Genomic DNA, 24,548 nt, shown 5'->3' on the forward strand with positions numbered 1-24,548 from the left:
TTTTTATTTAATTTCTTTCACAACAGATCAATTTTCATTAAAAATACTTGATTTTGATAACGCTATCTTGTAATTAGTAATTCTATTCAAACACAACAAACTAAGGAAACAACAATGAAAAATGTAGGCTTTATCGGTTGGCGCGGAATGGTCGGTTCCGTATTAATGGATCGTATGTCGCAGGAAAATGATTTTGAAAATCTTAATCCTGTATTTTTTACAACTTCACAAGCAGGTCAAAAAGCCCCTGTATTTGCAGGTAAAGAAGCGGGTGAGCTTAAAAATGCATTCGACATTGATGAACTTAAAAAATTAGACATTATCGTGACTTGCCAAGGTGGCGACTATACCAATGAAGTCTATCCAAAATTAAAAGCAACAGGTTGGGACGGTTATTGGGTTGATGCCGCGTCTGCACTACGTATGAAAGATGATGCAATTATTGTTCTTGATCCAGTAAACCAACACGTGATTTCTGAAGGTTTGAAAAAAGGCATTAAAACTTTCGTGGGTGGTAACTGTACCGTGAGCTTAATGTTGATGGCTATCGGTGGTTTATTTGAAAAAGATTTAGTGGAATGGGTATCTGTCGCAACTTATCAAGCGGCTTCGGGTGCTGGTGCAAAAAATATGCGTGAATTACTTTCACAAATGGGTTTATTAGAACAAGCGGTTTCTAGTGAATTAAAAGACCCAGCTTCTTCTATTTTAGATATTGAACGTAAAGTGACTGCAGAAATGCGTTCTGATAGCTTCCCAACAGATAACTTCGGTGCAGCATTAGGCGGTAGCTTAATCCCTTGGATTGACAAACTTCTTCCTGAAACAGGGCAAACTAAAGAAGAGTGGAAAGGCTATGCAGAAACCAATAAAATCTTAGGTTTAAGCGACAATCCAATTCCTGTTGATGGTTTATGTGTGCGTATCGGCGCATTACGTTGCCACAGCCAAGCGTTCACCATTAAATTGAAAAAAGACTTGCCACTAGAAGAAATCGAACAAATTATTGCATCACATAATGAATGGGTGAAAGTAATTCCAAACGACAAAGAAATCACATTGCGTGAATTAACGCCAGCGAAAGTAACTGGTACATTAAGCGTGCCAGTTGGGCGTTTACGTAAATTGGCTATGGGGCCTGAATATTTGGCAGCCTTTACTGTGGGTGACCAATTATTATGGGGGGCAGCAGAGCCAGTTCGCCGTATCTTAAAACAATTAGTGGCATAAATTTTACTTTCACTACAAAGGGCGTATTTACTACGCCCTTTTGATTAAAAATTATGATCAGAGAACCTTATTTTCATCAATTTGCTCTTAAAGAATTATTGCCTTTTTTTGAGCAATTTCCGACCCAATATCTTTCTGGCGAACGAAATATAAAATTAGCTTATCGTCATTTAATTCAACCTGAAAGTGCGGTCAGAAAATTGATGATTTTAGTAAATGGTCGTGCTGAAAATATGTTGAAATGGACTGAGCTTGCTTATGATTTTTATCATCAAGGCTATGATGTGCTGCTATTTGATCACCGTGGTCAAGGCTATTCACAGCGTATTATTCCTCAAAAAGGGCATTTAGACGAATTTCGTTTCTATGTCGATGATATGGCGAAAATCATCGAAAAAGTAACCGCACTTTTCAGCTATTCAACACAGCATTTGCTTGCTCATTCAATGGGCGCATTGATTTCCACCTATTATTTGGCGAATTGTGATCATCGCATTAATAAAGCGGTACTTTCTTCGCCTTTTTACGGCATTTCTTTAAAACATCCAATTAGAGATGAACTGATTATTGCCCTAATGAATATTTTAGGACAAGGCGAGCGTTATGTTTTTGGCAAAGGACATTACAAACCGGCAGATTTAAACCTTAATGAACTTAGCCATTGTAAAACGCGAATGAAATGGATGAACCGAGTTAATCGAAAACACGCTGCTATTCACTTAGGTGGCCCGACATTCCGTTGGGTGCATTTGTGTTTGAATGCAATTAAACGTTTGCCGAAAGTTATTCCTAAGATTGAAATTCCAATCCTAATTTTACAAGCGGAAAAAGAAAAAATCGTAGATAACAAAAATCTTGAAAAATTGACCGCACTTTTTCCTCATGCAGAATCCATGCTTGTATCTCAAGCAAAACATGAAATCCTTTTTGAAAAGGATAACGTGAGAAAAGCAGTGCTTGAACGCATGAATCAATTTCTTCATTCTTAAATTTTCCTAATTAGATTAAATATAAAACATTATATATTTATTTATGTAATGTTTTTTTATTTTTATCTCATGAGTGTTTAAGCTTTTATTGAGCAAGATCATAGTTTCTTTCTCACTATATCCCTACAATCCATAATACTTATTTGTAGTTATACTTTTTATTGTTTGTATAGTTGGAGTGTCTATGTCAAAAATGAAGAAAATTGTCACCGCACTTTGCTTGGTGGGTGTCGGTGTTGTAGCATTGTGGGGAACGCAATGGGTTATGCATAAAACCAGTACAACTGAGTTTTGTGTAAGTTGTCATTCAATGAGCTATCCAAAAGCAGAATGGGAAGGTTCGAGCCACTTTGCGAATACAAAAGGCGTGCGAGCACAATGTTCAGACTGTCATATTCCAAAAGAAGGTTGGCATTATGTCAAAGCGAAATTTATTGCTTTAAAAGACTTGTGGTATGAAGCACAAGGCAAGATTGAGAATAAAGAAAAATATGAAGCTCATCGTGAAGAAATGGCACAACGAGTGTGGGACGATATGAAAGCCAACGATTCAGAAACCTGTCGCAGCTGCCACAGTTTTGATGCAATGGAGCTTTCAAAACAAACTAAATTAGCAAAACAAACTCATACAGATGCCCAAAAAAATGGCCAAACCTGTATTGATTGCCATAAAGGTATTGTTCACTTCCTTCCTGAAGCACATGGCGATCAAAATGCGCAAAAATCCTCTGCTGTACAAGGTGGTACTCTCTCTGATGGTTCAGCCATTTTTGCCACTGAAATGATGAAAGCGACTAATGATAAAGGAAATGAGGTTCGCTTAATGCCTTATGCAGAATTAATGCAATGGAAAGTAAATGGCGATCAAGTTCAAGGCACCTTGCATGGTTGGCAACAAGTAGGAGCTGAAGCGGTTGTTTATCAAGAGTTAGGCAAACGTATCACGCTTGCTTTACTGGATGAAGATGCACGTAATCATGTTCAAGTATTAAAAACAGTTCATGATGCAGTAACAGATTCTGACTGGAAAGAAATCAATGTTGCGGTGAATGTTAAAAAAGAAAAAATGACATCAGATTTAGCCGCACTTAATCAATACGGTAGTCAGTTAAATCAAACTCAATGTAGTAGTTGTCACGCAGCAATTAGCGCGGATCATTACACGGCTAACCAATGGATTGGTGTGGTGAATTCTATGAAAGACCGTACATCAATGAACAAAGATGAAGTACGTGCATTAACTATTTATCTGCAACGCAATGCCAAAGATATGGCAAAAAAATAATTACTGAGTATCTAACGAGGCTGAAATGAAAAAAAATAACGTAAACGAACAACGTCGTGATTTTCTGAAAAAAACATCTTTAGGCGTGGCTGGTAGTGCCCTTTCCGGTGGTATGGTGGGCATTGTATCAAAAAGTGCTGTAGCAAAAGAAGCTGAAATGAAAACGGTAGTGACTGCCGCTCATTGGGGATCTCTTGGGGTTGTTGTACAAGATGGTAAGGTCGTGAAATCTGGTCCTGCTATTGAGCCTGCAGTGCCGAACGAATTGCAAACAGTTGTTGCCGATCAATTGTATAACGAAGCCCGCGTGAAATATCCAATGGTGCGTAAAGGCTTTTTAGCTAACCCAGGAAAAAGCGATACTACAATGCGTGGTTGTGATGAATGGGTGCGCGTTTCTTGGGATGAAGCGTTAGATTTGGTACACAATCAACTTAAACGTGTACGTGACGAACATGGACCAACAGGTATTTTTGCCGGTTCTTATGGTTGGTTTAGTTGTGGTTCATTACATGCTTCTCGTACGTTATTACATCGTTATATGAACGCTACCGGTGGTTTTGTGGGGCATAAAGGAGATTATTCTACGGGTGCTGCGCAAGTAATCATGCCGCATGTGCTTGGTACTATTGAAGTCTATGAACAACAAACCAGCTGGGAATCCATATTAGAAAGTAGTGATATTATTGTGCTTTGGTCTGCAAATCCACTCACAACCATGCGTATTGCTTGGATGTCTACTGACCAAAAAGGGATTGAATATTTCAAAAAATTCCAAGCGAGTGGAAAACGCATTATTTGTATCGACCCGCAAAAAAGCGAAACTTGCCAAATGCTGAATGCAGAATGGATTCCGGTGAATACAGCAACGGATGTGCCATTAATGCTTGGTATTGCACATACTTTAGTTGAACAAGGTAAGCACGATAAAGATTTCTTGAAAAAATACACGTCGGGTTATGCTAAATTCGAGGAATATTTATTAGGTAAAACCGATGGCCAACCAAAAACAGCAGAATGGGCGGCAAAAATTTGTGGTGTACCAGCAGAAACGATTAAACAGCTTGCAGCAGATTTCTCTAGCAAACGTACCATGTTAATGGGGGGCTGGGGTATGCAACGCCAACGCCATGGTGAACAAACCCACTGGATGTTAGTAACGCTAGCGTCTATGTTGGGACAAATTGGCTTGCCAGGTGGTGGTTTCGGTTTAAGTTATCACTATTCAAATGGTGGGGTGCCAACGGCGACAGGGGGTATTATCGGCTCCATTACCGCAAGTCCATCAGGCAAAGCGGGTGCAAAAACATGGTTGGATGATACCTCTAAATCTGCCTTCCCATTAGCTCGTATTGCTGATGTGTTGCTCCATCCAGGCAAAAAAATTCAGTATAACGGTACTGAAATTACTTATCCTGACATCAAAGCGGTATATTGGGCAGGTGGTAACCCGTTCGTTCACCATCAAGATACCAATACCTTAGTGAAAGCTTTCCAGAAACCTGATGTGGTGATTGTCAATGAGGTGAACTGGACGCCAACTGCACGCATGGCAGATATTGTATTGCCGGCAACTACCAGTTATGAACGTAATGACTTAACCATGGCAGGCGACTACTCCATGATGAGCGTTTACCCGATGAAACAAGTAGTTCCACCACAATTTGAAGCGAAAAATGACTACGATATTTTCGTTGAACTCGCAAAACGAGCAGGTGTGGAAGAACAATACACTGAAGGTAAAACGGAAATGGAATGGCTGGAAGAATTCTACAATGCAGCCTTTACTGCCGCACGTGCAAACCGTGTAGCAATGCCACGTTTTGATAAATTCTGGGCAGAAAATAAACCATTAAGTTTTGAAGTGGGCGAAGCCGCGAAGAAATGGGTGCGTTATGGAGAATTCCGTGAAGATCCATTGCTCAATCCGCTCGGCACGCCATCAGGCAAAATTGAGATTTTCTCTGATGTTATTGAGAAAATGCATTATAACGACTGTAAAGGTCACCCAAGCTGGATGGAGCCAGAAGAATTTGCGGGTAATGTGACAGAAGAATATCCGTTAGCTTTAGTGACGCCACATCCTTACTATCGTTTACATAGCCAATTGGCACATACTTCATTACGTCAAAAATATGCGGTAAATGATCGTGAGCCAGTGATGATTCACCCTGAAGATGCCGCTACTCGCGGTATTAAAGACGGTGATATTGTTCGCATTCATAGCAAACGCGGTCAAGTGCTTGCAGGTGCGGTTGTCACAGAAAACATCATAAAAGGTACTGTCGCTCTCCATGAAGGCGCGTGGTATGACCCAATGGACTTAGGTGAAAGTGAAAAACCATTGTGTAAAAATGGTTGTGCAAATGTCTTAACTAGAGATGAAGGTACATCTAAATTGGCACAGGGTAATTCTCCAAATACTTGTATCGTTCAGATTGAGAAATTTACAGGTGTAGCACCAGAAGTTACGGTATTTAAACAACCTAAACAGGTGGCGTAAAACTATTAAAAATATAACCGCACTTCAAAAAGTGCGGTTCTTTTTTAATAATAGAACGAAGAGGCATTAACAGCACTAAATTCTAAACATGAGGTGTTATTTGAGCAAGATGAATTAAGACGGGAAACAATATCTAAGATTTTAGTATTTTTGAATGATAAGTAGATTTTTATTCAATAATATATTTAATGTGTAGATAAAATATTCAAACAGATGTGTTTTTCAAAAAATGGTTTGACATATTTTCTAAAAAACGTATCATACCGCTCACACTGATTGTGGTGAGATGGCCGAGCAGGCTGAAGGCGCTCCCCTGCTAAGGGAGTATGGGGTTAAAAAGCTCCATCGAGGGTTCGAATCCCTCTCTCACCGCCATTGTTTGTTTTATTTATTCTGCACCCGTAGCTCAGCTGGATAGAGTACTCGGCTACGAACCGAGCGGTCAGAGGTTCGAATCCTCTCGGGTGCGCCATTTTTAAAACGGCTCTATCTTATTAAAGTGGTTATGAATAATTAAAGCATCATCTACGCACCCGTAGCTCAGCTGGATAGAGTACTCGGCTACGAACCGAGCGGTCAAAGGTTCGAATCCTTTCGGGTGCGCCATTTCTACATTATTACTTTCATTAAAATATTCTTTACTATTCAATATATTTGTTATATTTATTTCTTGCATCTATTTATTTTTAATCATTTAAAATATGAAAAAACAATCTTTACCAACTAAATTTAGCCCGTTTGCTTGGGGGCTTGCTGCTTTTTGTTCGCCTATATTATTGTGTCCAATGGCATTATTAATTTCTACGGCATTCAGTAAAAATCCTCATCTAACAAACTGGCAAATCAATTTATTTTCAATACTTTTTTGGGTTTATCCCTTTATTCTAGCCATTACAGCTCGAATACTATACCTTATTCATCAACATAAACCTAAACTAGCAAATAAATTATTAATATTAAGTGCGGTCATTTTTTATGTGGTTTTAATTACGATTTGTAAAATTGGTTTATAAAAAAATCCTACGATAAAACGTAGGATTTTTTATTTTATTTTTTCTTTATTGGTCGCTGCCAACCTTGAATATGTCGTTGAGCAACTCTTGTAATCACTAATTCATTTTCGCCTACATCACGTGTAATTGTTGTGCCTGCACCAATAGTTGCACCACTTGCGACTTTCACTGGCGCGACTAATTGTGTATCAGATCCCACAAATACATCATCACCGATGATCGTTTTAAATTTATTTGCACCATCGTAGTTGCAGGTTATGACACCCGCTCCAATATTACAATTTGAGCCGATTTCAGAATCGCCAACATAGGTTAGGTGATTTACTTTAGAACCTTTACCAACGGTAGATTTTTTAATTTCTACAAAGTTACCGACATGCGTTTCAGCTGCGAGTTCTGCACCTGGGCGTAAACGAGAAAATGGACCAATTGCGGCTTTTTCTCCCACTACGGAATCCTCTAGCACAGAATAAGGTTTTATTTCTACATCATTGCCAATAACAACATTTTTCAATACGCAACCTGTGCCAATTTTTACACGATCGCCGAGTTTAACACTACCTTCGATAATAACATTAACATCGATTTCCACATCTTTTCCATGCTCTAATGTTCCACGTAGGTCAAAGCGAGCGGGATCGTAGATCATTACGCCTTCAAGTAATAGTTTGGAGGCTTGTTTATTTTGGAAATAACGTTCAAGTGCGGCTAATTGTAAGCGATTATTTGCACCTTCAACTTCCATGACATCTGTTGCTTGCACCGCAACAACTTGGCAATTATCTTGATTTGCAAGAGCAATAAGATCCGTTAAGTAATATTCGCCTTGAGCATTATTATTGCCTACACGAGCGAGCCATTTTTTGAAACTTGCACCATCGGATACCATAACGCCAGTATTTACTTCTTTAATATTTAGTTGATCTGCATTTGCATCTTTTTGTTCTACAATTGCTACAACATTCCCATTTTTACGAATAATTCGTCCATAGCCTGTTGGGTTATCTAAATTTACGGTAAGCAATGCAATGCCATTTTCTGGTTTCGCTTCAATTAATTTTTCTAATGTTTCTTTCGTTATTAACGGTGCATCGCCGTAAAGCACAACAATATTTTCGTTATCTTTAAAGAAAGGTGCCGCTTGTTGAACTGCATGTGCTGTGCCAAGTTGTTCTGTTTGTAATACCCAGTTTACTTGTTCATTTGCAAGATGGGTACGCATTAAGTCCCCACCGTGACCATAGATTAAATGAATATTTTCTGAGCCTAATTGATGGGCGGTATCAATCACGTGTTTTACCATTGGTTTACCAGCGATTGTATGTAGCACTTTAGGTAAATCGGAATACATGCGAGTTCCTTTTCCAGCTGCTAAAATTACCGCACTTAATGCTTTTTTTGTCATAGATTTTCTCTTTATTCATCAATAATGGGTAATATTCTATCGTAGAAAGATAGCGAATGGTAAGTTTTTAAGTAAAAGCTATAACAGACTTTTAGATAAGAAAAAAACCGACGGTTTCCCATCAGTTTTTTGAATTTTAAAGTGGTTAAAATAGAAATTATTTAACTTCTACTTCTGCACCCGCTTCTTCTAATTCTTTCTTAAGTGCTTCAGCTTCTTCTTTAGAAACACCTTCTTTTAAGTTAGCTGGAGCAGATTCAACTAAATCTTTAGCTTCTTTTAAGCCTAAGCCAGTTGCACCACGTACTGCTTTAATTACTGCTACTTTGTTAGCACCTGCAGATTTAAGTACAACGTCGAATTCAGTTTTTTCTTCTGCTGCCGCTGCACCGCCTGCTGCTGGAGCTGCTGCTACTGCTGCCGCTGCTGAAACACCGAATTTTTCTTCCATCGCTGCGATTAATTCAACGATTTCAGTTACAGTTTTTGAAGCAATCGCTTCAATGATTTGTTCATTAGTTAATGACATAACAATCAATTCCTAAAATAAATAAAGTTAGATGAAGTAAGAAACGCTTAATGATTAAGCTGCTTCTTGTAATTTGTCGCGTAATGCCGCGAAGGTGCGAGCAAGTTTGCCTGCTGCAGCTTCTTTCATTGTGCCCATTAAACGTGCAATCGCTTCTTCGTAAGTTGGTAATGTTGCCAAGAATTCAACATCTTGGATTTTACCTTCAAAGGCTGCACCTTTAATTTCAAACTTATCGTTTGCTTTAGCAAACTCTTTGAACAAACGAGCAGCTGCGCCCGGGTGTTCGTTAGAGAACGCGATAAGTGTTGGACCTACAAACGTATCTTTTAAGCATTCGTAATCTGTGCCTTCAACTGCGCGACGTAATAAAGTATTACGAACTACACGCATTGTAACGCCAGCTTCACGTGCTGATTTACGTAATTCAGTCATTTTCTCAACAGTTACACCGCGAGAATCCGCGATTACTGCTGAAAGTGCACCTTTGGCTGCTTCATTTACTTCAGCAACAATTGCTTGTTTGTCTTGAAGATTTAATGCCATTGGCTTTTAGCTCCTGAATACACTCCGATTACTCGGAATTAATTTACCTAATCCTAAGACTAGGATGACTTCGGCGCCCAGAAGCAAGAAAAATTCTTATTCTGTTCACCATCTACGTAGGATAATTAAGATTACTCCCCTACGGTCTTGGATGGGGCTTGAATAGGTCAAGCACCAACCAGAAATTTGTTAGATTGACTAACACAGGCGCAGGATTATAGAGAAAAGCTATGTTCTTGTAAAGAATATTGTTGGAAAAAGAGCCAAATTCCTATGATAGCTTCTCTACTAATTCCACTGCAGCCCCAATATAAGTAGCGGGTGTTAATTTTTGTAAACGTAATTTTTCTTCTTGTGGAATAGCCAACTTATCAATGAATTCACGCATAGCTTGTTCTGTCACTCGTTTACCTCGCGTTAATTCTTTTAATTTTTCGTAAGGTTTTTCTATTCCATAGCGGCGCATTACGGTTTGAATTGGTTCAGCTAAAACTTCCCAGTTTTGATTGAGTTCTTCTAATAAGTGCGGTTGATTTACTTCAAGTTTACTAATGCCTTTGAGAGTTGAAGCATAAGCGATCAAACAATAACCTAATCCTACGCCTAAATTACGTAATACGGTTGAATCCGTTAAGTCACGCTGCCAGCGTGAAATTGGTAATTTTTGACCTAAGTGGGTCATTACTGCATTGGCTAAGCCTAGATTGCCTTCTGAATTTTCAAAATCAATTGGATTGACTTTATGTGGCATGGTAGAAGAACCAATTTCGCCTGCAATAGTTCGTTGTTTAAAGTGATTTAATGCAATGTATCCCCATAAATCACGATCAAAATCAATGATAATGGTATTAAAGCGTACTACAGCATCAAAAAATTCAGCGATATAATCGTGCGGCTCAATTTGAGTGGTATAAGGATTCCATTGAATACCTAATGAAGTGACAAATTCTTCGCTGAATTTATGCCAATCAATATTAGGATATGCTGATAAATGCGCATTGTAGTTACCTACCGCACCATTGATTTTACCTAAGATTTCTGCGTTCTGAAGTTGTTTAAATTGACGTTTTAGGCGATAAACGACATTCGCTATTTCTTTGCCCACTGTGCTTGGTGAAGCTGGCTGTCCATGTGTGCGAGAAAGTAATGGAATCGTTTTATATTCTTCTGCAAGACGAGTGATTTCATCAATCAGTTTTTGCCATTCTGGTAAAATCACTTCGTCACGAGCGGTACTTAACATTAATGCGTGAGAGAGGTTGTTAATATCTTCTGAGGTGCAAGCGAAGTGAATAAATTCGGAAACGTTTACTAGTTCCACTTCATTTTGAATTTTCTCTTTCAGAAAATATTCAACGGCTTTCACATCGTGATTAGTTGTGCGTTCAATTTCTTTAATATGCGCAGCATCTGTTTCATTAAAATTAGCCACAATTCCATCTAAAAAAGCATTTGCTTGCGTAGAAAATGGCGGTACCTCGGTAATTTCTGCCGTTGAAGCTAATTTTTGTAACCAACGAACTTCCACAGCTACACGGAATTTCATTAACCCGAATTCGCTAAAAATAGTGCGTAATGGCGTTACTTTATCTTGATAACGGCCATCAAGAGGGGAAAGTGCGGTCAGTGTAGAGAGTTGCATAAATGTTTGCTCCAGAATTGTATTAATAAATAGAAGAATAAATCTGTTTTGCGGTGGCAAGTAATTTTCTGCGGAAAAATAAAATTTGCCATTTTGTTCCGCCCATTTGTTTCCATAGCACAGCAGAGCGAATGCCTGCAAGTAACACTGCACGAATTTTATTTTGTACGAGTTCTTGTCGCAAATAATCAGGCGAGCCTAGGATGTGAATTTTTTTGCCCAATGGACTAATAACGTCGCTGTAAATATTTGCCATAATAGATAGCATTGTTTCACTATCTCGAGCGTAATGAATTTCTTGTTCTTTTAGGCGAGAAATTCGATTGCCCAATGTTTGTTTGGCATCGGGATTTTTCGATAATTTTCCTTCTAATGCTAAAAGGCTTAGCCAATAGCGAGTTAAATTTTGATCGCCTTGCGCGTTGAGCTGATGAATTAAGGTTTCCAGACCTAATTTTAAATGACGAACTTCTCCACCAAAAACATCTTCGATTTGTTGTGGTTGGGTAATGAAAAGGCTATTAAGTGCGGTTAAAAATGTATCTGAATCTGCTCGACTTTCTGTTGCAAGTTGATGAACCAATTTTGCTGATTGGCACACTCCAGCAAGGGCAAGAACAATATCGTGGTAGTTTTTCATTAGAAAATATTAGGAAAACGTTTCCGTTAAATATAGCATTTTTAACCTAGCTTTTGAACTCGAACATTAAAAAAGCCTAGAGTTTCTGATATGATGAGCGAACAGTTTTAAGGTATTAAGGATTGATTATGGCAAAACCAATTGTTTTTAGTGGCGTGCAGCCTTCTGGTGAATTAACTATCGGAAATTATTTGGGCGCGTTGCGCAACTGGGTGAAAATGCAAGAGGATTATGAATGTATTTTCTGCGTAGTTGATTTACATGCGATCACTGTGCGTCAAGATCCTGTTGCCCTTCGCAAAGCAACGCTCGATGTGCTTGCACTCTATTTAGCGTGCGGAATTGATCCAAATAAAAGTACTATTTTTGTTCAATCTCACGTTCCAGAACACACGCAATTAAGCTGGGTGTTAAACTGCTACACCTATTTCGGTGAAATGAGCCGAATGACGCAATTCAAAGATAAATCAGCGCGTTATGCAGAAAATATTAACGTGGGTTTGTTTGATTACCCTGTGTTAATGGCGGCGGATATTTTACTTTATCAAGCAAAAAGCGTGCCTGTTGGCGATGACCAAAAACAACACTTAGAAATTACGCGTGATATTGCAAATCGCTTTAATGCGCTCTATGGCAATATTTTCACCATTCCTGAAATTTTCATTGGAAAGGCAGGTGCACGTATTATGTCATTGCAAGATCCTGAAAAGAAAATGTCAAAATCAGATGATAATCGCAACAACGTGGTGACACTTTTGGAAGATCCAAAATCTGTGGCGAAGAAAATTAAACGTGCCGTAACAGATTCAGATGAGCCGCCAGTTGTTCGTTATGATGTGCAAAATAAAGCGGGGGTATCTAATCTTTTAGATATTCTTTCTGCGGTTACGGATAAGCCAATTGCTGAGCTTGAAAAAGAATTTGAAGGTAAAATGTACGGACATTTAAAAACTGCAGTAGCGGATGAAGTCTCAACTTTACTTGCTGGTTTACAAGAACGTTTCCATCAATATCGTAATGATGAAGCTTTATTAGATAATATCTTACGACAAGGTGCGGAAAAAGCGCGTGCAAAAGCCCAAGAAACCTTGGCGAAAGTGTATGAAGCAGTAGGTTTTGTTGCTGCAAAATAATCTGAATAAAAGGGATAATATTATGGCAATTCAAACTGAAAAACCGATTGAATGTGTAGGTTGTAACACATTTGATATGAAATCACTTTTCGATAATCGTGATTGTAGTCAGGTTATTGAATATATTTATGACGGTGAAGAACAAGCGCAAGAAGCGCTCGCATTTTTTACCCAGAAAGCGCGTGATGTAGAAAGTGAATCTTGTGAAATTCAATCTGAAATTACAAAAGTGGATGATGGCTATTTATTAAAGGCAAATTTCACTTTCTGTTGTCAAGCTGAATTGGTGATTTTTCAAATGCGTATTGCGTAAGAAAAACAGCTGAAAAATAAGCCGCACTTTTACGGCTTGTTTTGTTTTTAGGATTAGCTTTCTACAAAGCTTAAGGCGGTTTCAACTACTTCAACTCCCGCACCTTGTTTAAACGCATTTTCACTTAAATATCGTCGCCATTGACGAGCACCTTTGCAATTTTGGAATGCGCCTAATATATGACGGACGATATGATTAAGGTATATTCCTTGGCTAAGTTGTTGTTCAATATAAGGAAGCATTGACTCTACCGCTTCATGAGCGGTAACAATTGGTGCGTTAGGATCAAATAAGGCTTGGTCAATTTGCCCAAGTAAACTTGGATTTTGATAGACCTCTCGCCCAACCATCACGCCGTCCACATATTGCAAATGTTGTTTCATTTCTTCAATGGTTTTTATACCACCATTAATTACGATAGTTAGATGTGGAAAATCACGCTTTAGTTGATAAACCCGAGCATAATCTAATGGCGGAATTTCTCGATTTTCTTTGGGACTTAACCCCGAAAGCCAAGCTTTTCGTGCGTGGATAATAAACTCTTGGCAACCTTTTCCTTGAACCTTTTCAATAAAATCACATAAAAATTCATAGCTGTCTAATTCATCAATGCCAATACGCGTTTTCACAGTGACTGGAATTTTGACCGCACTTTGCATTTGTTCTACACAGTCTGCCACCAAATCTGCTTTCGCCATTAAGCAAGCACCAAACATTCCATTTTGTACGCGATCAGAAGGGCATCCTACATTAAGATTAATTTCGTGATATCCTCGTTCCTCAGCAAGTTTTGCACAATATTTGAGTTGTTCAGGATCGCTTCCTCCCAGCTGTAACGCAACGGGATTTTCTTGTAAATCAAAATCCAAGAGATCGTATTTGGCATGAATAATCGCAGGTGCGGTGACCATTTCAGTGTAAAGTAACGCATGCTTTGAAAATTGGCGATGAAAATAACGACAATGGCGTGTTGTCCAATCTAACATTGGTGCAACAGAAAAACGGCAGCGGTAAAAGTGCGGTAGATTTTGAAGCATTTTTATTTCTCTTGTTCGGTTTTGCTGCGTAATTCTTCGGCTTGGCGAGCTTGCATTTGCTGGCGAAAACAGCCTGCAGCAAAGTGGTAAAATGGTTTTGGGCTAAATTGGTGCGAGATTATGGATGCAATAATGCTGGAAATCAAGAGCCAAATGAGAACGGGTTGTGCGCCTGTCATTTCCATTACAACAACACTGGCTGTAACTGGCGATTGTGTGCAGCCAGCTAAAAATGCCGCCATACATAAAATCACCAAAAAACGTTGATCAACCATACCGCCACTTAGATCCCAAAGCATTGTGCCAATGCCTGTGCCTGTTGTCAGTGATGAGGTAAAGATACCACCGGCAATACCATTCCTAGGGGTAACACAAACCAAACTGCAACAGGATATTTAGATGACCAGTGAGCATTTAGTTCTAATCCAAAATCAAATAATTTAATAAATATTTACATATATAAAATAAAAAATGCGGAGAATTTTCTCCGCACTTTTCTTTTTGTTTTTTCTGTCTTTTATCTTTAAGACATTCAGGAATCCATCAATTACTTGATGATTTTCGCTACAACACCCGCACCTACTGTACGGCCACCTTCACGGATTGCGAAACGTAAACCTTGGTCCATCGCAATTGGGTGGATTAAGCTTACTGTCATCTTGATGTTATCGCCTGGCATTACCATTTCCACGCCTTCTGGTAATTCAATAGTACCAGTTACGTCTGTTGTACGGAAATAGAATTGTGGACGGTAACCTTTGAAGAATGGAGTATGACGACCACCTTCATCTTTTGATAATACATATACTTCTGATTCAAAATCAGTGTGTGGTGTGATTGAACCTGGTTTCGCTAATACTTGACCACGTTCGATTTCTTCACGTTTGGTACCACGTAATAATGCACCGATGTTTTCACCTGCACGACCTTCGTCAAGTAATTTACGGAACATTTCAACACCCGTTACAGTAGTTTTCGCTGTATCTTTGATACCGACGATTTCTACTTCATCACCTGTACGGATGATACCACGTTCTACACGACCTGTTACTACTGTACCACGACCTGAAATTGAGAATACGTCTTCGATTGGAAGAAGGAACGGTTGGTCAATCGCACGTTCTGGTTCTGGAATATAAGTATCTAAGTGACCCGCTAATTCTAGGATTTTTTCTTCCCATTCTGCTACGCCGTTTAATGCTTGTAATGCTGAACCACGTACGATTGGAGTATCGTCACCTGGGAAGTCATATTGAGATAGAAGTTCACGAACTTCCATTTCTACTAATTCTAATAACTCTTCGTCATCTACCATATCGCATTTGTTTAAGAATACGATGATATATGGTACACCTACTTGGCGACCTAACAAGATGTGTTCACGAGTTTGTGGCATAGGACCATCTGTTGCTGCTACTACTAAAATAGCACCATCCATTTGCGCCGCACCGGTAATCATGTTTTTAACATAGTCGGCGTGTCCCGGACAGTCTACGTGTGCGTAGTGACGAGTCGGTGTATCGTATTCAACGTGTGAAGTATTGATGGTAATACCACGCGCTTTTTCTTCTGGCGCGTTATCGATTTGGTCAAATGCACGCGCTGCACCACCGTAATGTTTTGCCAATACGGTTGTAATTGCTGCTGTTAAAGTTGTTTTACCGTGGTCAACGTGGCCGATTGTACCCACGTTTACGTGCGGTTTTGTACGTTCAAATTTTTCTTTAGACATTGAAATAGTCCCTCTAAATAGACACGGTTATCGATGGGTAAATTAAACCACATTAACCAATAAATTTATTTGCTGATTGATATAAGGATGAGGAATTATAAGACTGGTGCTGATAGGCGGATTTGAACCGCCGACCTCACCCTTACCAAGGGTGCGCTCTACCAACTGAGCTATATCAGCGTCTGGAGCGGGCAGCGGGAATCGAACCCGCATCATTAGCTTGGAAGGCTAAGGTAATAGCCATTATACGATGCCCGCAAGTCCTAAATTCGTCTGTCCCATCAGGATCCATCTAAAAGATGGTGGAGGGAGAAGGATTCGAACCTTCGAAGGCTGAGCCAACAGATTTACAGTCTGCCCCCTTTGGCCGCTCGGGAACCCCTCCACACTAAATGAATACTTGATACGAAAGAATGGTGCCGACTATCGGAATCGAACTGATGACCTACTGATTACAAGTCAGTTGCTCTACCTACTGAGCTAAGTCGGCGTGTCGTAAGCAAGTGAGGCGTATTATATGGAAAAAACTTTAACTGACAAGTATTTTTTATAAAAAAGTTTATTTTTTTGATTATTCGTTTAAATCACAATCAAAAAAGTGATTTTTTAATCAAATTAGCGTACATTTAATGAAAAATGAATGCTAAATTTTTATTTATAGCGTATATTTTTCTCTGTTTATTTAGCCATCAAATAAAATTATTGTGGAATTTTCAACTCAGCAAACACCTTTTTTAAGCTTTAATCGTGAACAATGGGCGGAATTACGTAAATCCGTTCCATTAAAATTGACAGAGCAAGATCTCAAACCACTCTTAGGCTTTAATGAAGACCTTTCATTAGATGAAGTAAGTACAATTTACCTACCATTAACTCGTCTTATTAACTATTACATTGATGAAAATTTACATCGCCAAACGGTACTACATCGTTTTTTAGGCAGAAATAATGCCAAAACACCTTACATAATTAGTATTGCTGGCAGTGTCGCTGTTGGGAAGAGCACTTCTGCACGTATTCTACAATCTCTACTTTCTCATTGGCCAACTGAAAGAAAAGTTGATCTCATCACAACAGATGGGTTTCTTTATCCATTAAACAAGCTTAAACAAGATAATCTTTTACAAAAGAAAGGTTTTCCCGTTTCTTATGACACATCTAAACTCATTCGCTTTTTAGCGGATGTAAAATCAGGTAAAAGCAATGTTACAGCACCAATTTACTCTCATTTAACATACGATATTATTCCCGATAAATTTGATGTGGTAGATAAACCTGACATTCTTATTTTAGAAGGCTTGAATGTACTTCAAACGGGTAATAATAAAACCGATCAAACATTCGTATCAGATTTTGTTGATTTCTCTATTTATGTTGATGCAGAAGAAAAGTTATTGAAAGAATGGTATATCAAACGATTTCTGAAATTCCGCGAAAGTGCATTCAACGATCCTAATTCTTACTTTAAACATTACTCAAGCTTATCTAAAGAAGAGGCTATCTCGACGGCAAGTAAAATTTGGGATGAAATTAACGGGTTAAACCTTAATCAAAATATTCTTCCAACTCGTGAGCGTGCAAATTTAATTCTAAAAAAAGGTCATAATCATCAAGTAGAATTAATAAAATTAAGAAAATAAAAATTCGCACGTAAAAACGTGCGAATCTTAGTCAATGCCTAACTCAAAATCAGTTATTGATAAAAATATCGTAAAAAATTACCGCACTTTTTATCAAAATTTGACTTCTTGCACAATGCGCTTTGCCGTCGAGATTGGTAATTGCCCAATAAAAGTAATTTCTTTTCCACCGATCACTTCACTATAAATCGTATAGGCCCCTTGTTTCCAAGTATTTTCTGGTAAGTCATTAGAGCCTACATTAGAAACAAACAACGTAAAAGTAAATAAACCATCGCTATATAATGCGCTATCTATGATTTCATTTTCTAATACTTCTTGTGTATACCGTCTCAAAGAAAAACCTCTTGGTAACCATCCCGCTGACCAAGTTATATTTGAAGTTTGTTTATTTTTACTTTCTTTCAATAAAGGTGGCATTGACACTTTATTAATATAATCGGTTAATCCTCTTAATCTGTCATCAATATAAAGTGTTACGACTCTGAATTGATCGAGTAGCTTGCCTTCACGATCAAGCATATCACCGCGCAATAACAAGCCATTTTCTTCATCGACAAACACCAAATATTGATACCGAAAATCATCTTTAGGCACAATTCTAATCGTATCAACGAAACGCCCAGCAACACGATCTTTACCTAATTTTACGAAATCATAATCAGAAGAAAGCTTATCAAAATTTGCACGCACAACTGCTGGCATCGCATCAACTATATTGCTACTATTAAGCGTAAATGCTTGTGCATTTGGCTGAAAATAACTGACTAAATTATCACGCTGAATAATTTCTTGCTGACGGCCATCTAAAGTAACTAATTGTGCGTAAGTTTTGTTATCTTGTTTGATATGTCGATAACGAAACGAATCCATATTTGCGGGAGTAGTTTGCACAAAGGCAATTTCATAATTGAGATTATCCAATGCTTGTGTCATTTTATCTAAAGACTGCTTCGCAGAAAGCTCTTCAGCAGAAGCAATGCTACTTAATAGCAAAGAAAGAGAAAGTGCGGTAAATTTTAATGGGATTTTTTTCATAGAAATCTAAAGGATAAAAATTCACCACACTAAATAACAATTAGGTGGTGAATCAATAATCTGAACAAAGGAAACCAATTTATCTTACTTGACTGCTACTTACATCTAAAGCATCAGAGTGCATTCGACGTTGCAATTCATAATTTTGCAACATTGCGCCAATGCGACGACTTTTTTTCTCAAGCTGATCTGAAGTTAATGTATCTTTACTTGGCGCATTATAGCTAACCTCTTGAACCGCATTATTAAATGGCAAGGTTTGCAATACTGGAGTCTCAGGTAAATTAGACGCATCGTTTTTATTATTGAAAGATTGAACACCAAGTACTGCCACTAAACATACACCAGCAGCAACAGCAACTTGCGTCATTGGTGCAAAGAACGCTTTTAATTTTTGCATAAATACAGAATTATGTGCGTCTTCTGGTTCAGGTTGAGACACAGCAATGACATCAACTTTCTTCACGTCTTCTAACTCAATCAAATCTGCCATTTTAGCGGTAAAATCAGCCCCTAAAAAGACCGCACTTTCTTTACGCATTACTGAACGAACGGTATGAAATGAATGCCAAGACGCTTGTAATTCTTCGTCTCTTAATAAAGCATCTATCAAGTCAGTTTCGACTTGTTCTCCATCCATATAGGCTGAAAGCTGCTCTTTTTGCATAGTAAACTCCGATTGTTATTCGCTCTACATTAGAGGTTGAATTTTATTTTCGATCATTTCCCTTGCTCGGAAGATTCGGGAACGAACCGTACCAACAGGACAATCCATAATTTCTGCAATATCTTCGTAACTTAAACCTTCTAGTTCTCGTAACGTAATCGCAGTTTTTAAATCTTCTGGTAAGTTATGAATAGTATCAAAAACAATTCTTTCTAACTCACTAGACAACATCTCATTTTCGGGTGTATCCACATCCCTAAGGTGTGTTCCCACATCATAATTTTCAGCATCTTCTGCCAAAATATCTTCATTTGGTGGACGGCGACCTTGAGCCGTTAAATAATTTTTTGCCGTATTAACGGCAATTCGATAAAGCCATGTATAGAAAGCACTTTCGCCACGAAAAGATTCAATTGAGCGATAAGCCTTTATAAAGGATTCTTGCACCACATCAGGAATATCGTTACGCGATACATATCGGGTCAAAAGCCCTGCTACTTTATTTTGATAACGCGAAACCAACAAATTGAAGGCTTTTTTATCCCCTTGCTGTACTCTTTCTACCAAAGCCTGATCTGTTAGCTGTTCAGCCATATTTCTCCCATGCCAATATCTAACACGCCTTAATATCAAGACAGCAAGCTCTTGTTGCTTGTTCAGACAAAAGCGTGTTAAAAAAGTTCATTCGCTAATCAATAATTTTAATTTATGATGATTTTCTGCACTTTTTGAATATATTCAACCATCATTTGAAGCTCTACATCTTGTGATTTCACACGATTAAAAAACCACGAAAACAACTGCAAATCAGAACTTTCTAACAAGCGAATAAAAATATCTTTTTTGTCATCTGTTAATTCATGAAAATGCGTCAAATAAAAAGGCATTATGATTTTATCTAACTCCAGCATTCCTCGACGACAATCCCATTCAATGCGAAGTTTATTATATTTTTCCATTTTATTTCCCTAAAATTGAGGGCTGATTATAGCTTAAAAAATAGTAATAAAAAAAGTCAGCATTTCTGCTAACTTTCATTCTTTAAATATTATTTATTCTTTAATAAATCACGGATTTCAGTAAGCAATGTTTCTGCCTTTGGTGCAGTTTTTTTCTCCTCTGGTTTTCTTACCTTATTGATTACTTTGATCATCATAAAGATTGCAAAAGCAATAATAATAAAATCAATCACATTTTGAATAAACAAACCATAATTTAAAGTAACAGCAGGAACATCGCCTTGTGCTTGTGCTAATACAAATTTCATATCTTTGAAATCAATACCACCAGTTAAAATCCCCAACACGGGCGTAAAAATATCACTAACAAGTGAACTTACGATCTTGCCAAATGCGCTACCAATAATCACACCGATAGCCATATCTACGACATTGCCACGCATTGCAAATTCGCGAAATTCTTTAATAAAATTCATAATAATGTTCCCCTTCAAAAATTACATAAAAAGAGCGACTATTATAATAAATCACTCTGAAAAGTAAAAAAACTAAATAAAGAATGCGCTTGGTTGGAATAATTTCTCAATTTCTGGCACATTTTTCTTATCACTTAAATAAATCACTATATGATCGCCTTCTTCAATAATCACTTGACGACGAGCAATAATTACATCATTCCCTCGTAATAAAGCACCAATAATGGTTCCCATCGGCAAACGCAACTCACCAATTTTTCGCCCTACTATATTTGAAGTATTCACATTACCGTGTGCAACAATTTCAATGGCTTCGGCAATGCCATGTCGTAATGTTGCCACATTTTTTACATCGCCTTTACGCACGTGACCTAACAAAGCAGAAATCGTTACTTGTTGTGGAGAAACCGCAATATCAATCGTGCCTCCCTGAATAAGATTAATATAAGCAATCCGTTGAATCAGTACCATTGCTTTTTTCGCACCTAAACGCTTGGCTAACAAAGCTGACATAATATTCGCTTCATCGTCGCTACTTAATGAAAGAAATACATCCACACTTTCAATATGTTCTTCAAAAAGCAAGTTTTGGTCTGAGGCATCTCCATTAAATACTAACGTTTTTGGCAACTTTTCTGCTAAGGCTTGCGCTCTGTTTGAATCTCGTTCAATAAGCTTTACAGTACAAGAATTTTCCAAACGTTTTGCTACGCCAAAAGCAACATTTCCTCCACCAACAATCATTACTCGCTTATAAGGTTTCTCCAAACGTTGTAACTCTCCCATTACCGCCTTGATATGTTCAGTAGCGCAAATAAACGTGATTTCATCGCCAGCTTCTACAATGGTTGAGCCTTGTGGACGAATCGGTTTGCCATTACGTAAAATAGACATAATACGACAATCAATATGTGGCATATGTTCGCGAAATGCGGAAAGTGCATATCCAACCAAAGGCCCCCCATAATAAGCTTTCACTACAACAATACTAATACGATTATTGGCAAAATGGGCAACTTGTAATGCACCTGGATAAGCAATTAAACGCGTAATTTCATCAGTGACAAGATTTTCAGGCGAAATTAAATGATCAATAGGTATATTTTCATTGTTGAACAACTTGTCTTTTTCACGTAAATATTCTGAATTACGGATACGTGCAATTCGCGTTGGCGTATTAAATAATGTATAGCCCATTTGACAAGCGACCATATTAATTTCATCGGAGGCTGTCACGGCAACCATTAAATCGGCATCTGCCGCGCCTGCGTCACGAAGCACTTTTGGAGATGATGGAGAGCCTTGTACCACACGCAAATCGTGCTTTTCTTGCAATGTTTGTAACTGAGGTGATTCATTATCCACTAAGGTAATATCGTTATCTTCACTGACTAAGTTTTCTGCAAGCGTCGTTCCTACCTGACCTGCACCCAAAATGATGATTTTCATTATCGCTCTCCTTTATGCTCGTTTAAGCAATTTAGCATAATAGAACCCATCGCCACTATTTGGTTGCGGAATGAATTGAAAACCCACCGCACTTTTATCATCACTAACAGGTAATGGCAATAACTCCGCATCTGCGTGAGCATTTAAAAATGCTTGGATTTGTTCGCCATTTTCTTCTGGCAATACAGAACAAGTCGCATAAAGCAAAACACCGTTTGGCTTCAGTTTTTCCCAAAGTGCACTCAGGATTTTCTTCTGTAATTCAACGAGCTGAGCGATATCGGTTTCTTTGCGTAACCATTTTATATCGGGGTGGCGTCGAATTACCCCTGTAGCAGAACAAGGTGCATCAAGTAAAATTCGGTCAAATTTCACCGCACTTTTACCAATTTCAGCTAACCATTCGTCAGGTTTACTCGCATCGCCGCAAACCACTATCGCTTGCTGATTTAAACGTGCAAGATTTTCTTCTACTCGTTTTAAGCGATGAGATTCTACATCTAATGCAATCACATTAGCTTGAGGTGCCAGTTCTAAAATATGGGTCGTCTTACCACCGGGTGCAGCGCAAGCATCGAGGATCCATTCCTCATTTTTAGGCTCAAGCAACATTGCCGCCCATTGCGCACTCAAATCTTGTACCGTTACAGCACCTTCTTCAAAGTGCGGTAATTTTTGCACCGCAATCGGTATATCTAAACATAGCGCATTAGGATGGTGGCTTGTTTTCAAAGAAACACCTTGTTCTTCAAGTAAAGTGCGGTAAGTTTCAAGGGCGTTTTTTTGTGAATTCACACGTAGCCACATTGGTGGTTTCTGATTGTTCGCCTCAATGATCTCACGCCAATTCGGATAGGCTTTTTTTAATTTATTCACGAACCATTCAGGGTGAAGCGTTTGCCAATTTTTATCGATAATTGCCAAAATTTCATCTTGCTCACGTAAAAATCTACGCAAAACCGCATTCACTAATCCTCTAAAACTATCAGATTTTAATGATTTTGTTGCGTTCACAACTTCATCAACTGCCGCATGAGCAGGCACTCGCATATAAAGCAATTGGTATAACCCTACAAGTAACAGGCAATGAACAATGCGAGTTTTACCTTTAAGCGGCTTATCCACAAGACGTTTGATAATTTGCTCTAAGCGAGGCAATACTCGACACACGCCAAAACAAATTTCTTGTAGTAAAGGCAAATCTTGAGCTTTTACAGAAAGTTGCACTTCTGGAATTAACGCTGACAATGATTTGCCCTCATCCAATACTTGCAAAATTAAGTTTGCGGCAATAGCCCTGGTCGAAAGTGCGGTCATTTTTACTGAATTTTTTACTTTGATAGTTTTAGAAGAAAATTTTTTCATTATGCAAGCACCTTACCAATAGTAAACCACTCTGCACGGCCATTTAATAAATCTTGTGCAGACATAGGCTTTTTACCTGCAGGCTGTAATTGCAATAAGTTTAAGACGCCATCGACAGTCGCAATTTGAATGCCATTTTTATCTGCACTTAAAATAGTTCCCGCTGGTTTATCTTGATGAGGCAATACTTCTGCTTGATATACTTTTAACGTTTGAGCATTGCCATCCTTATCTTCTGTTGAAAAATAAGCAATAGGCCAAGGATTAAAGGCACGGATATTACGCTCAAGTTGCATTGCAGAAAGAGACCAATCTAATTGTGCCTCTTCTTTAGAAAGTTTTTCTGCATAATTGCTTTGGCTGTCATCTTGTTTTTCGGCTATAAATTTACCATTTTCAAGATTATCTAAAACATCGATTAACGCCGATGGAGCAAGCTCCGCCAGTTTGTTATAAAGACTCGTTGAAGTTTCAGTCGGTAAAATATCACAATAGACTTTGTGTAACATATCGCCTGTATCTAAGCCCTCATCCATTTGCATAATGGTTACACCAGTTTGTGCATCACCAGCCCAAATTGAACGCTGAATGGGTGCTGCACCTCGCCAACGTGGAAGAATAGAACCATGCACATTCAAACAACCTAAACGAGGGGCATCTAATACAGCTTTCGGTAAAATTAATCCATAAGCCACAACAACCATTACATCTACATTTAACGCTTTTAATTCAGTCTGTGCCTCTTCTTTACGTAAGGATTTAGGTTGATAAACGGAAATGTTATTTTGCTCAGCAAGTTGCTTGACTGGGCTTGCTTGCAGTTTTTTACCGCGACCAGCTGGTTTATCTGGTTGAGTATAAACAGCGATCACATTATGTTGAGAATTTAGAATAGCTTGTAAATGCTGTGCAGCAAAATCTGGCGTACCAGCAAAAATAATATTAAGTGATTTCATA

At 38.3% G+C, this 24,548-nt stretch carries 24 protein-coding genes and 7 tRNA genes; 11 read left to right on the forward strand and 20 right to left on the reverse strand.

Annotated elements, in window-relative coordinates:
* The first annotated feature begins 114 nt into the window (after positions 1-114).
* The 8 genes from asd to DQN24_RS01760 all read left to right on the forward strand — a co-directional run bounded on the left by asd (position 115) and on the right by DQN24_RS01760 (position 7,020).
* Positions 115-1,230: an aspartate-semialdehyde dehydrogenase gene (gene asd / locus DQN24_RS01725; RefSeq protein ID WP_046067649.1), complete on the forward strand. Its 1,116-nt coding sequence runs from the start codon at positions 115-117 to the stop codon at positions 1,228-1,230.
* A gap of 53 nt (positions 1,231-1,283) precedes the next feature.
* Entirely contained in the window at positions 1,284-2,219 is a 936-nt protein-coding gene (locus tag DQN24_RS01730; protein ID WP_111695316.1) for an alpha/beta fold hydrolase, read from the forward strand.
* 184 nt (positions 2,220-2,403) lie between these two features.
* Positions 2,404-3,504, forward strand: a complete 1,101-nt coding sequence (locus DQN24_RS01735) for a NapC/NirT family cytochrome c (protein WP_050848972.1) — start codon at positions 2,404-2,406, stop codon at positions 3,502-3,504.
* A 25-nt stretch (positions 3,505-3,529) separates the two neighbouring features.
* Positions 3,530-6,007: a trimethylamine-N-oxide reductase TorA gene (torA, locus tag DQN24_RS01740; protein ID WP_111695317.1), complete on the forward strand. Its 2,478-nt coding sequence runs from the start codon at positions 3,530-3,532 to the stop codon at positions 6,005-6,007.
* Positions 6,008-6,287: 280 nt separating this feature from the next.
* Positions 6,288-6,382: transfer RNA gene (locus DQN24_RS01745), tRNA-Ser, on the forward strand.
* Positions 6,383-6,402: 20 nt separating this feature from the next.
* Positions 6,403-6,479, forward strand: a tRNA-Arg gene (locus DQN24_RS01750).
* 57 nt (positions 6,480-6,536) lie between these two features.
* Positions 6,537-6,613: transfer RNA gene (locus DQN24_RS01755), tRNA-Arg, on the forward strand.
* A gap of 95 nt (positions 6,614-6,708) precedes the next feature.
* On the forward strand, positions 6,709-7,020 hold the full coding sequence (locus tag DQN24_RS01760; protein ID WP_005654509.1) for a DUF5389 family protein: 312 nt from the start codon (positions 6,709-6,711) through the stop codon (positions 7,018-7,020).
* A gap of 34 nt (positions 7,021-7,054) precedes the next feature.
* Here DQN24_RS01760 and glmU read toward each other — a convergent pair whose 3' ends face one another.
* The 5 genes from glmU to hflD form a co-directional block, all read right to left on the reverse strand.
* Complete coding sequence (gene glmU, locus DQN24_RS01765; RefSeq protein WP_111695318.1) at positions 7,055-8,425, reverse strand: bifunctional UDP-N-acetylglucosamine diphosphorylase/glucosamine-1-phosphate N-acetyltransferase GlmU; 1,371 nt, start codon at positions 8,423-8,425, stop codon at positions 7,055-7,057.
* Between the two features lie 157 nt (positions 8,426-8,582).
* Positions 8,583-8,954, reverse strand: coding sequence for a 50S ribosomal protein L7/L12 (rplL, locus tag DQN24_RS01770; RefSeq protein WP_005650892.1), 372 nt, complete (start codon positions 8,952-8,954; stop codon positions 8,583-8,585).
* Positions 8,955-9,008: 54 nt separating this feature from the next.
* Entirely contained in the window at positions 9,009-9,500 is a 492-nt protein-coding gene (gene rplJ / locus DQN24_RS01775) for a 50S ribosomal protein L10 (protein ID WP_005626605.1), read from the reverse strand.
* A 271-nt stretch (positions 9,501-9,771) separates the two neighbouring features.
* Positions 9,772-11,142: an adenylosuccinate lyase gene (gene purB, locus DQN24_RS01780; protein ID WP_021034557.1), complete on the reverse strand. Its 1,371-nt coding sequence runs from the start codon at positions 11,140-11,142 to the stop codon at positions 9,772-9,774.
* Between the two features lie 22 nt (positions 11,143-11,164).
* Positions 11,165-11,782 (reverse strand): high frequency lysogenization protein HflD, encoded by a 618-nt coding sequence (gene hflD / locus DQN24_RS01785; protein WP_021034556.1) that lies wholly within the window; start codon positions 11,780-11,782, stop codon positions 11,165-11,167.
* Between the two features lie 128 nt (positions 11,783-11,910).
* Between hflD and trpS the strand changes: the two genes are divergently transcribed.
* Together trpS and DQN24_RS01795 are read left to right on the forward strand one after the other, a co-directional pair.
* Entirely contained in the window at positions 11,911-12,915 is a 1,005-nt protein-coding gene (trpS, locus tag DQN24_RS01790) for a tryptophan--tRNA ligase (RefSeq protein ID WP_074040212.1), read from the forward strand.
* A 22-nt stretch (positions 12,916-12,937) separates the two neighbouring features.
* Positions 12,938-13,228, forward strand: a complete 291-nt coding sequence (locus tag DQN24_RS01795) for a YfcZ/YiiS family protein (protein WP_021034554.1) — start codon at positions 12,938-12,940, stop codon at positions 13,226-13,228.
* A gap of 53 nt (positions 13,229-13,281) precedes the next feature.
* On the opposite strand, the gene dusA is transcribed toward DQN24_RS01795, so the two are convergent.
* The 7 genes from dusA to DQN24_RS01830 form a co-directional block, all read right to left on the reverse strand.
* Entirely contained in the window at positions 13,282-14,265 is a 984-nt protein-coding gene (gene dusA / locus DQN24_RS01800) for a tRNA dihydrouridine(20/20a) synthase DusA (RefSeq protein WP_111695319.1), read from the reverse strand.
* 2 nt (positions 14,266-14,267) lie between these two features.
* Complete coding sequence (locus tag DQN24_RS01805; protein ID WP_257842410.1) at positions 14,268-14,660, reverse strand: chloride channel protein; 393 nt, start codon at positions 14,658-14,660, stop codon at positions 14,268-14,270.
* A 152-nt stretch (positions 14,661-14,812) separates the two neighbouring features.
* A complete protein-coding gene (gene tuf, locus DQN24_RS01810) occupies positions 14,813-15,997 on the reverse strand; it encodes an elongation factor Tu (RefSeq protein WP_005654658.1) in 1,185 nt (394 codons plus the stop codon).
* Positions 15,998-16,101: 104 nt separating this feature from the next.
* Positions 16,102-16,177, reverse strand: a tRNA-Thr gene (locus tag DQN24_RS01815).
* A gap of 3 nt (positions 16,178-16,180) precedes the next feature.
* A tRNA-Gly gene (locus DQN24_RS01820) sits at positions 16,181-16,255 on the reverse strand.
* 42 nt (positions 16,256-16,297) lie between these two features.
* A tRNA-Tyr gene (locus DQN24_RS01825) sits at positions 16,298-16,382 on the reverse strand.
* A gap of 29 nt (positions 16,383-16,411) precedes the next feature.
* A tRNA-Thr gene (locus DQN24_RS01830) sits at positions 16,412-16,487 on the reverse strand.
* 214 nt (positions 16,488-16,701) lie between these two features.
* Here DQN24_RS01830 and coaA point away from each other — a divergent pair.
* Entirely contained in the window at positions 16,702-17,637 is a 936-nt protein-coding gene (gene coaA / locus DQN24_RS01835) for a type I pantothenate kinase (protein WP_021034520.1), read from the forward strand.
* A gap of 93 nt (positions 17,638-17,730) precedes the next feature.
* Here coaA and rseB read toward each other — a convergent pair whose 3' ends face one another.
* From rseB to fmt, 8 genes are all read right to left on the reverse strand, one after another.
* Positions 17,731-18,675: a sigma-E factor regulatory protein RseB gene (rseB, locus tag DQN24_RS01840; protein ID WP_021034521.1), complete on the reverse strand. Its 945-nt coding sequence runs from the start codon at positions 18,673-18,675 to the stop codon at positions 17,731-17,733.
* A 79-nt stretch (positions 18,676-18,754) separates the two neighbouring features.
* Positions 18,755-19,342 carry an RseA family anti-sigma factor gene (locus tag DQN24_RS01845; RefSeq protein WP_005651258.1) on the reverse strand — a complete coding sequence of 196 codons (588 nt, stop codon included), beginning with the start codon at positions 19,340-19,342 and terminating at the stop codon, positions 18,755-18,757.
* Positions 19,343-19,366: 24 nt separating this feature from the next.
* Positions 19,367-19,936 (reverse strand): RNA polymerase sigma factor RpoE, encoded by a 570-nt coding sequence (gene rpoE, locus DQN24_RS01850; protein ID WP_005658683.1) that lies wholly within the window; start codon positions 19,934-19,936, stop codon positions 19,367-19,369.
* Positions 19,937-20,043: 107 nt separating this feature from the next.
* The gene (locus tag DQN24_RS01855; protein WP_021034523.1) at positions 20,044-20,301 is read right to left on the reverse strand and encodes a succinate dehydrogenase assembly factor 2; all 258 of its coding nucleotides are present in this window, start codon (positions 20,299-20,301) and stop codon (positions 20,044-20,046) included.
* An 89-nt stretch (positions 20,302-20,390) separates the two neighbouring features.
* Positions 20,391-20,777: a large-conductance mechanosensitive channel protein MscL gene (gene mscL / locus DQN24_RS01860; RefSeq protein ID WP_005651263.1), complete on the reverse strand. Its 387-nt coding sequence runs from the start codon at positions 20,775-20,777 to the stop codon at positions 20,391-20,393.
* A 72-nt stretch (positions 20,778-20,849) separates the two neighbouring features.
* The gene (gene trkA / locus DQN24_RS01865; protein ID WP_021034524.1) at positions 20,850-22,226 is read right to left on the reverse strand and encodes a Trk system potassium transporter TrkA; all 1,377 of its coding nucleotides are present in this window, start codon (positions 22,224-22,226) and stop codon (positions 20,850-20,852) included.
* A gap of 12 nt (positions 22,227-22,238) precedes the next feature.
* The gene (rsmB, locus tag DQN24_RS01870) at positions 22,239-23,591 is read right to left on the reverse strand and encodes a 16S rRNA (cytosine(967)-C(5))-methyltransferase RsmB (RefSeq protein WP_021034525.1); all 1,353 of its coding nucleotides are present in this window, start codon (positions 23,589-23,591) and stop codon (positions 22,239-22,241) included.
* The gene (gene fmt, locus DQN24_RS01875) at positions 23,591-24,547 is read right to left on the reverse strand and encodes a methionyl-tRNA formyltransferase (RefSeq protein WP_021034526.1); all 957 of its coding nucleotides are present in this window, start codon (positions 24,545-24,547) and stop codon (positions 23,591-23,593) included. Before fmt ends, rsmB begins: the two co-directional genes overlap by 1 nt.
* Between the last annotated feature and the right edge of the window lies 1 nt (position 24,548).

Source organism: Haemophilus influenzae, from assembly GCF_900475755.1.
In the GTDB taxonomy this organism is placed as follows: domain Bacteria; phylum Pseudomonadota; class Gammaproteobacteria; order Enterobacterales; family Pasteurellaceae; genus Haemophilus; species Haemophilus influenzae_D.

Coding starts and splice junctions, on each gene's coding strand:
- purB (WP_021034557.1), bottom strand. CDS start 11,142: ATGCAACTCTCTACACTGACCGCACTTTCCCCTCTTGATGGCCGTTAT.
- DQN24_RS01795 (WP_021034554.1), top strand. CDS start 12,938: ATGGCAATTCAAACTGAAAAACCGATTGAATGTGTAGGTTGTAACACA.
- DQN24_RS01730 (WP_111695316.1), top strand. CDS start 1,284: ATGATCAGAGAACCTTATTTTCATCAATTTGCTCTTAAAGAATTATTG.
- rseB (WP_021034521.1), bottom strand. CDS start 18,675: ATGAAAAAAATCCCATTAAAATTTACCGCACTTTCTCTTTCTTTGCTA.
- torA (WP_111695317.1), top strand. CDS start 3,530: ATGAAAAAAAATAACGTAAACGAACAACGTCGTGATTTTCTGAAAAAA.
- trkA (WP_021034524.1), bottom strand. CDS start 22,226: ATGAAAATCATCATTTTGGGTGCAGGTCAGGTAGGAACGACGCTTGCA.
- DQN24_RS01760 (WP_005654509.1), top strand. CDS start 6,709: ATGAAAAAACAATCTTTACCAACTAAATTTAGCCCGTTTGCTTGGGGG.
- trpS (WP_074040212.1), top strand. CDS start 11,911: ATGGCAAAACCAATTGTTTTTAGTGGCGTGCAGCCTTCTGGTGAATTA.
- rplL (WP_005650892.1), bottom strand. CDS start 8,954: ATGTCATTAACTAATGAACAAATCATTGAAGCGATTGCTTCAAAAACT.
- hflD (WP_021034556.1), bottom strand. CDS start 11,782: ATGAAAAACTACCACGATATTGTTCTTGCCCTTGCTGGAGTGTGCCAA.
- rsmB (WP_021034525.1), bottom strand. CDS start 23,591: ATGAAAAAATTTTCTTCTAAAACTATCAAAGTAAAAAATTCAGTAAAA.
- mscL (WP_005651263.1), bottom strand. CDS start 20,777: ATGAATTTTATTAAAGAATTTCGCGAATTTGCAATGCGTGGCAATGTC.
- DQN24_RS01855 (WP_021034523.1), bottom strand. CDS start 20,301: ATGGAAAAATATAATAAACTTCGCATTGAATGGGATTGTCGTCGAGGA.
- dusA (WP_111695319.1), bottom strand. CDS start 14,265: ATGCTTCAAAATCTACCGCACTTTTACCGCTGCCGTTTTTCTGTTGCA.
- asd (WP_046067649.1), top strand. CDS start 115: ATGAAAAATGTAGGCTTTATCGGTTGGCGCGGAATGGTCGGTTCCGTA.
- tuf (WP_005654658.1), bottom strand. CDS start 15,997: ATGTCTAAAGAAAAATTTGAACGTACAAAACCGCACGTAAACGTGGGT.
- rpoE (WP_005658683.1), bottom strand. CDS start 19,936: ATGGCTGAACAGCTAACAGATCAGGCTTTGGTAGAAAGAGTACAGCAA.
- glmU (WP_111695318.1), bottom strand. CDS start 8,425: ATGACAAAAAAAGCATTAAGTGCGGTAATTTTAGCAGCTGGAAAAGGA.
- fmt (WP_021034526.1), bottom strand. CDS start 24,547: ATGAAATCACTTAATATTATTTTTGCTGGTACGCCAGATTTTGCTGCA.
- rplJ (WP_005626605.1), bottom strand. CDS start 9,500: ATGGCATTAAATCTTCAAGACAAACAAGCAATTGTTGCTGAAGTAAAT.
- DQN24_RS01845 (WP_005651258.1), bottom strand. CDS start 19,342: ATGCAAAAAGAGCAGCTTTCAGCCTATATGGATGGAGAACAAGTCGAA.
- DQN24_RS01735 (WP_050848972.1), top strand. CDS start 2,404: ATGTCAAAAATGAAGAAAATTGTCACCGCACTTTGCTTGGTGGGTGTC.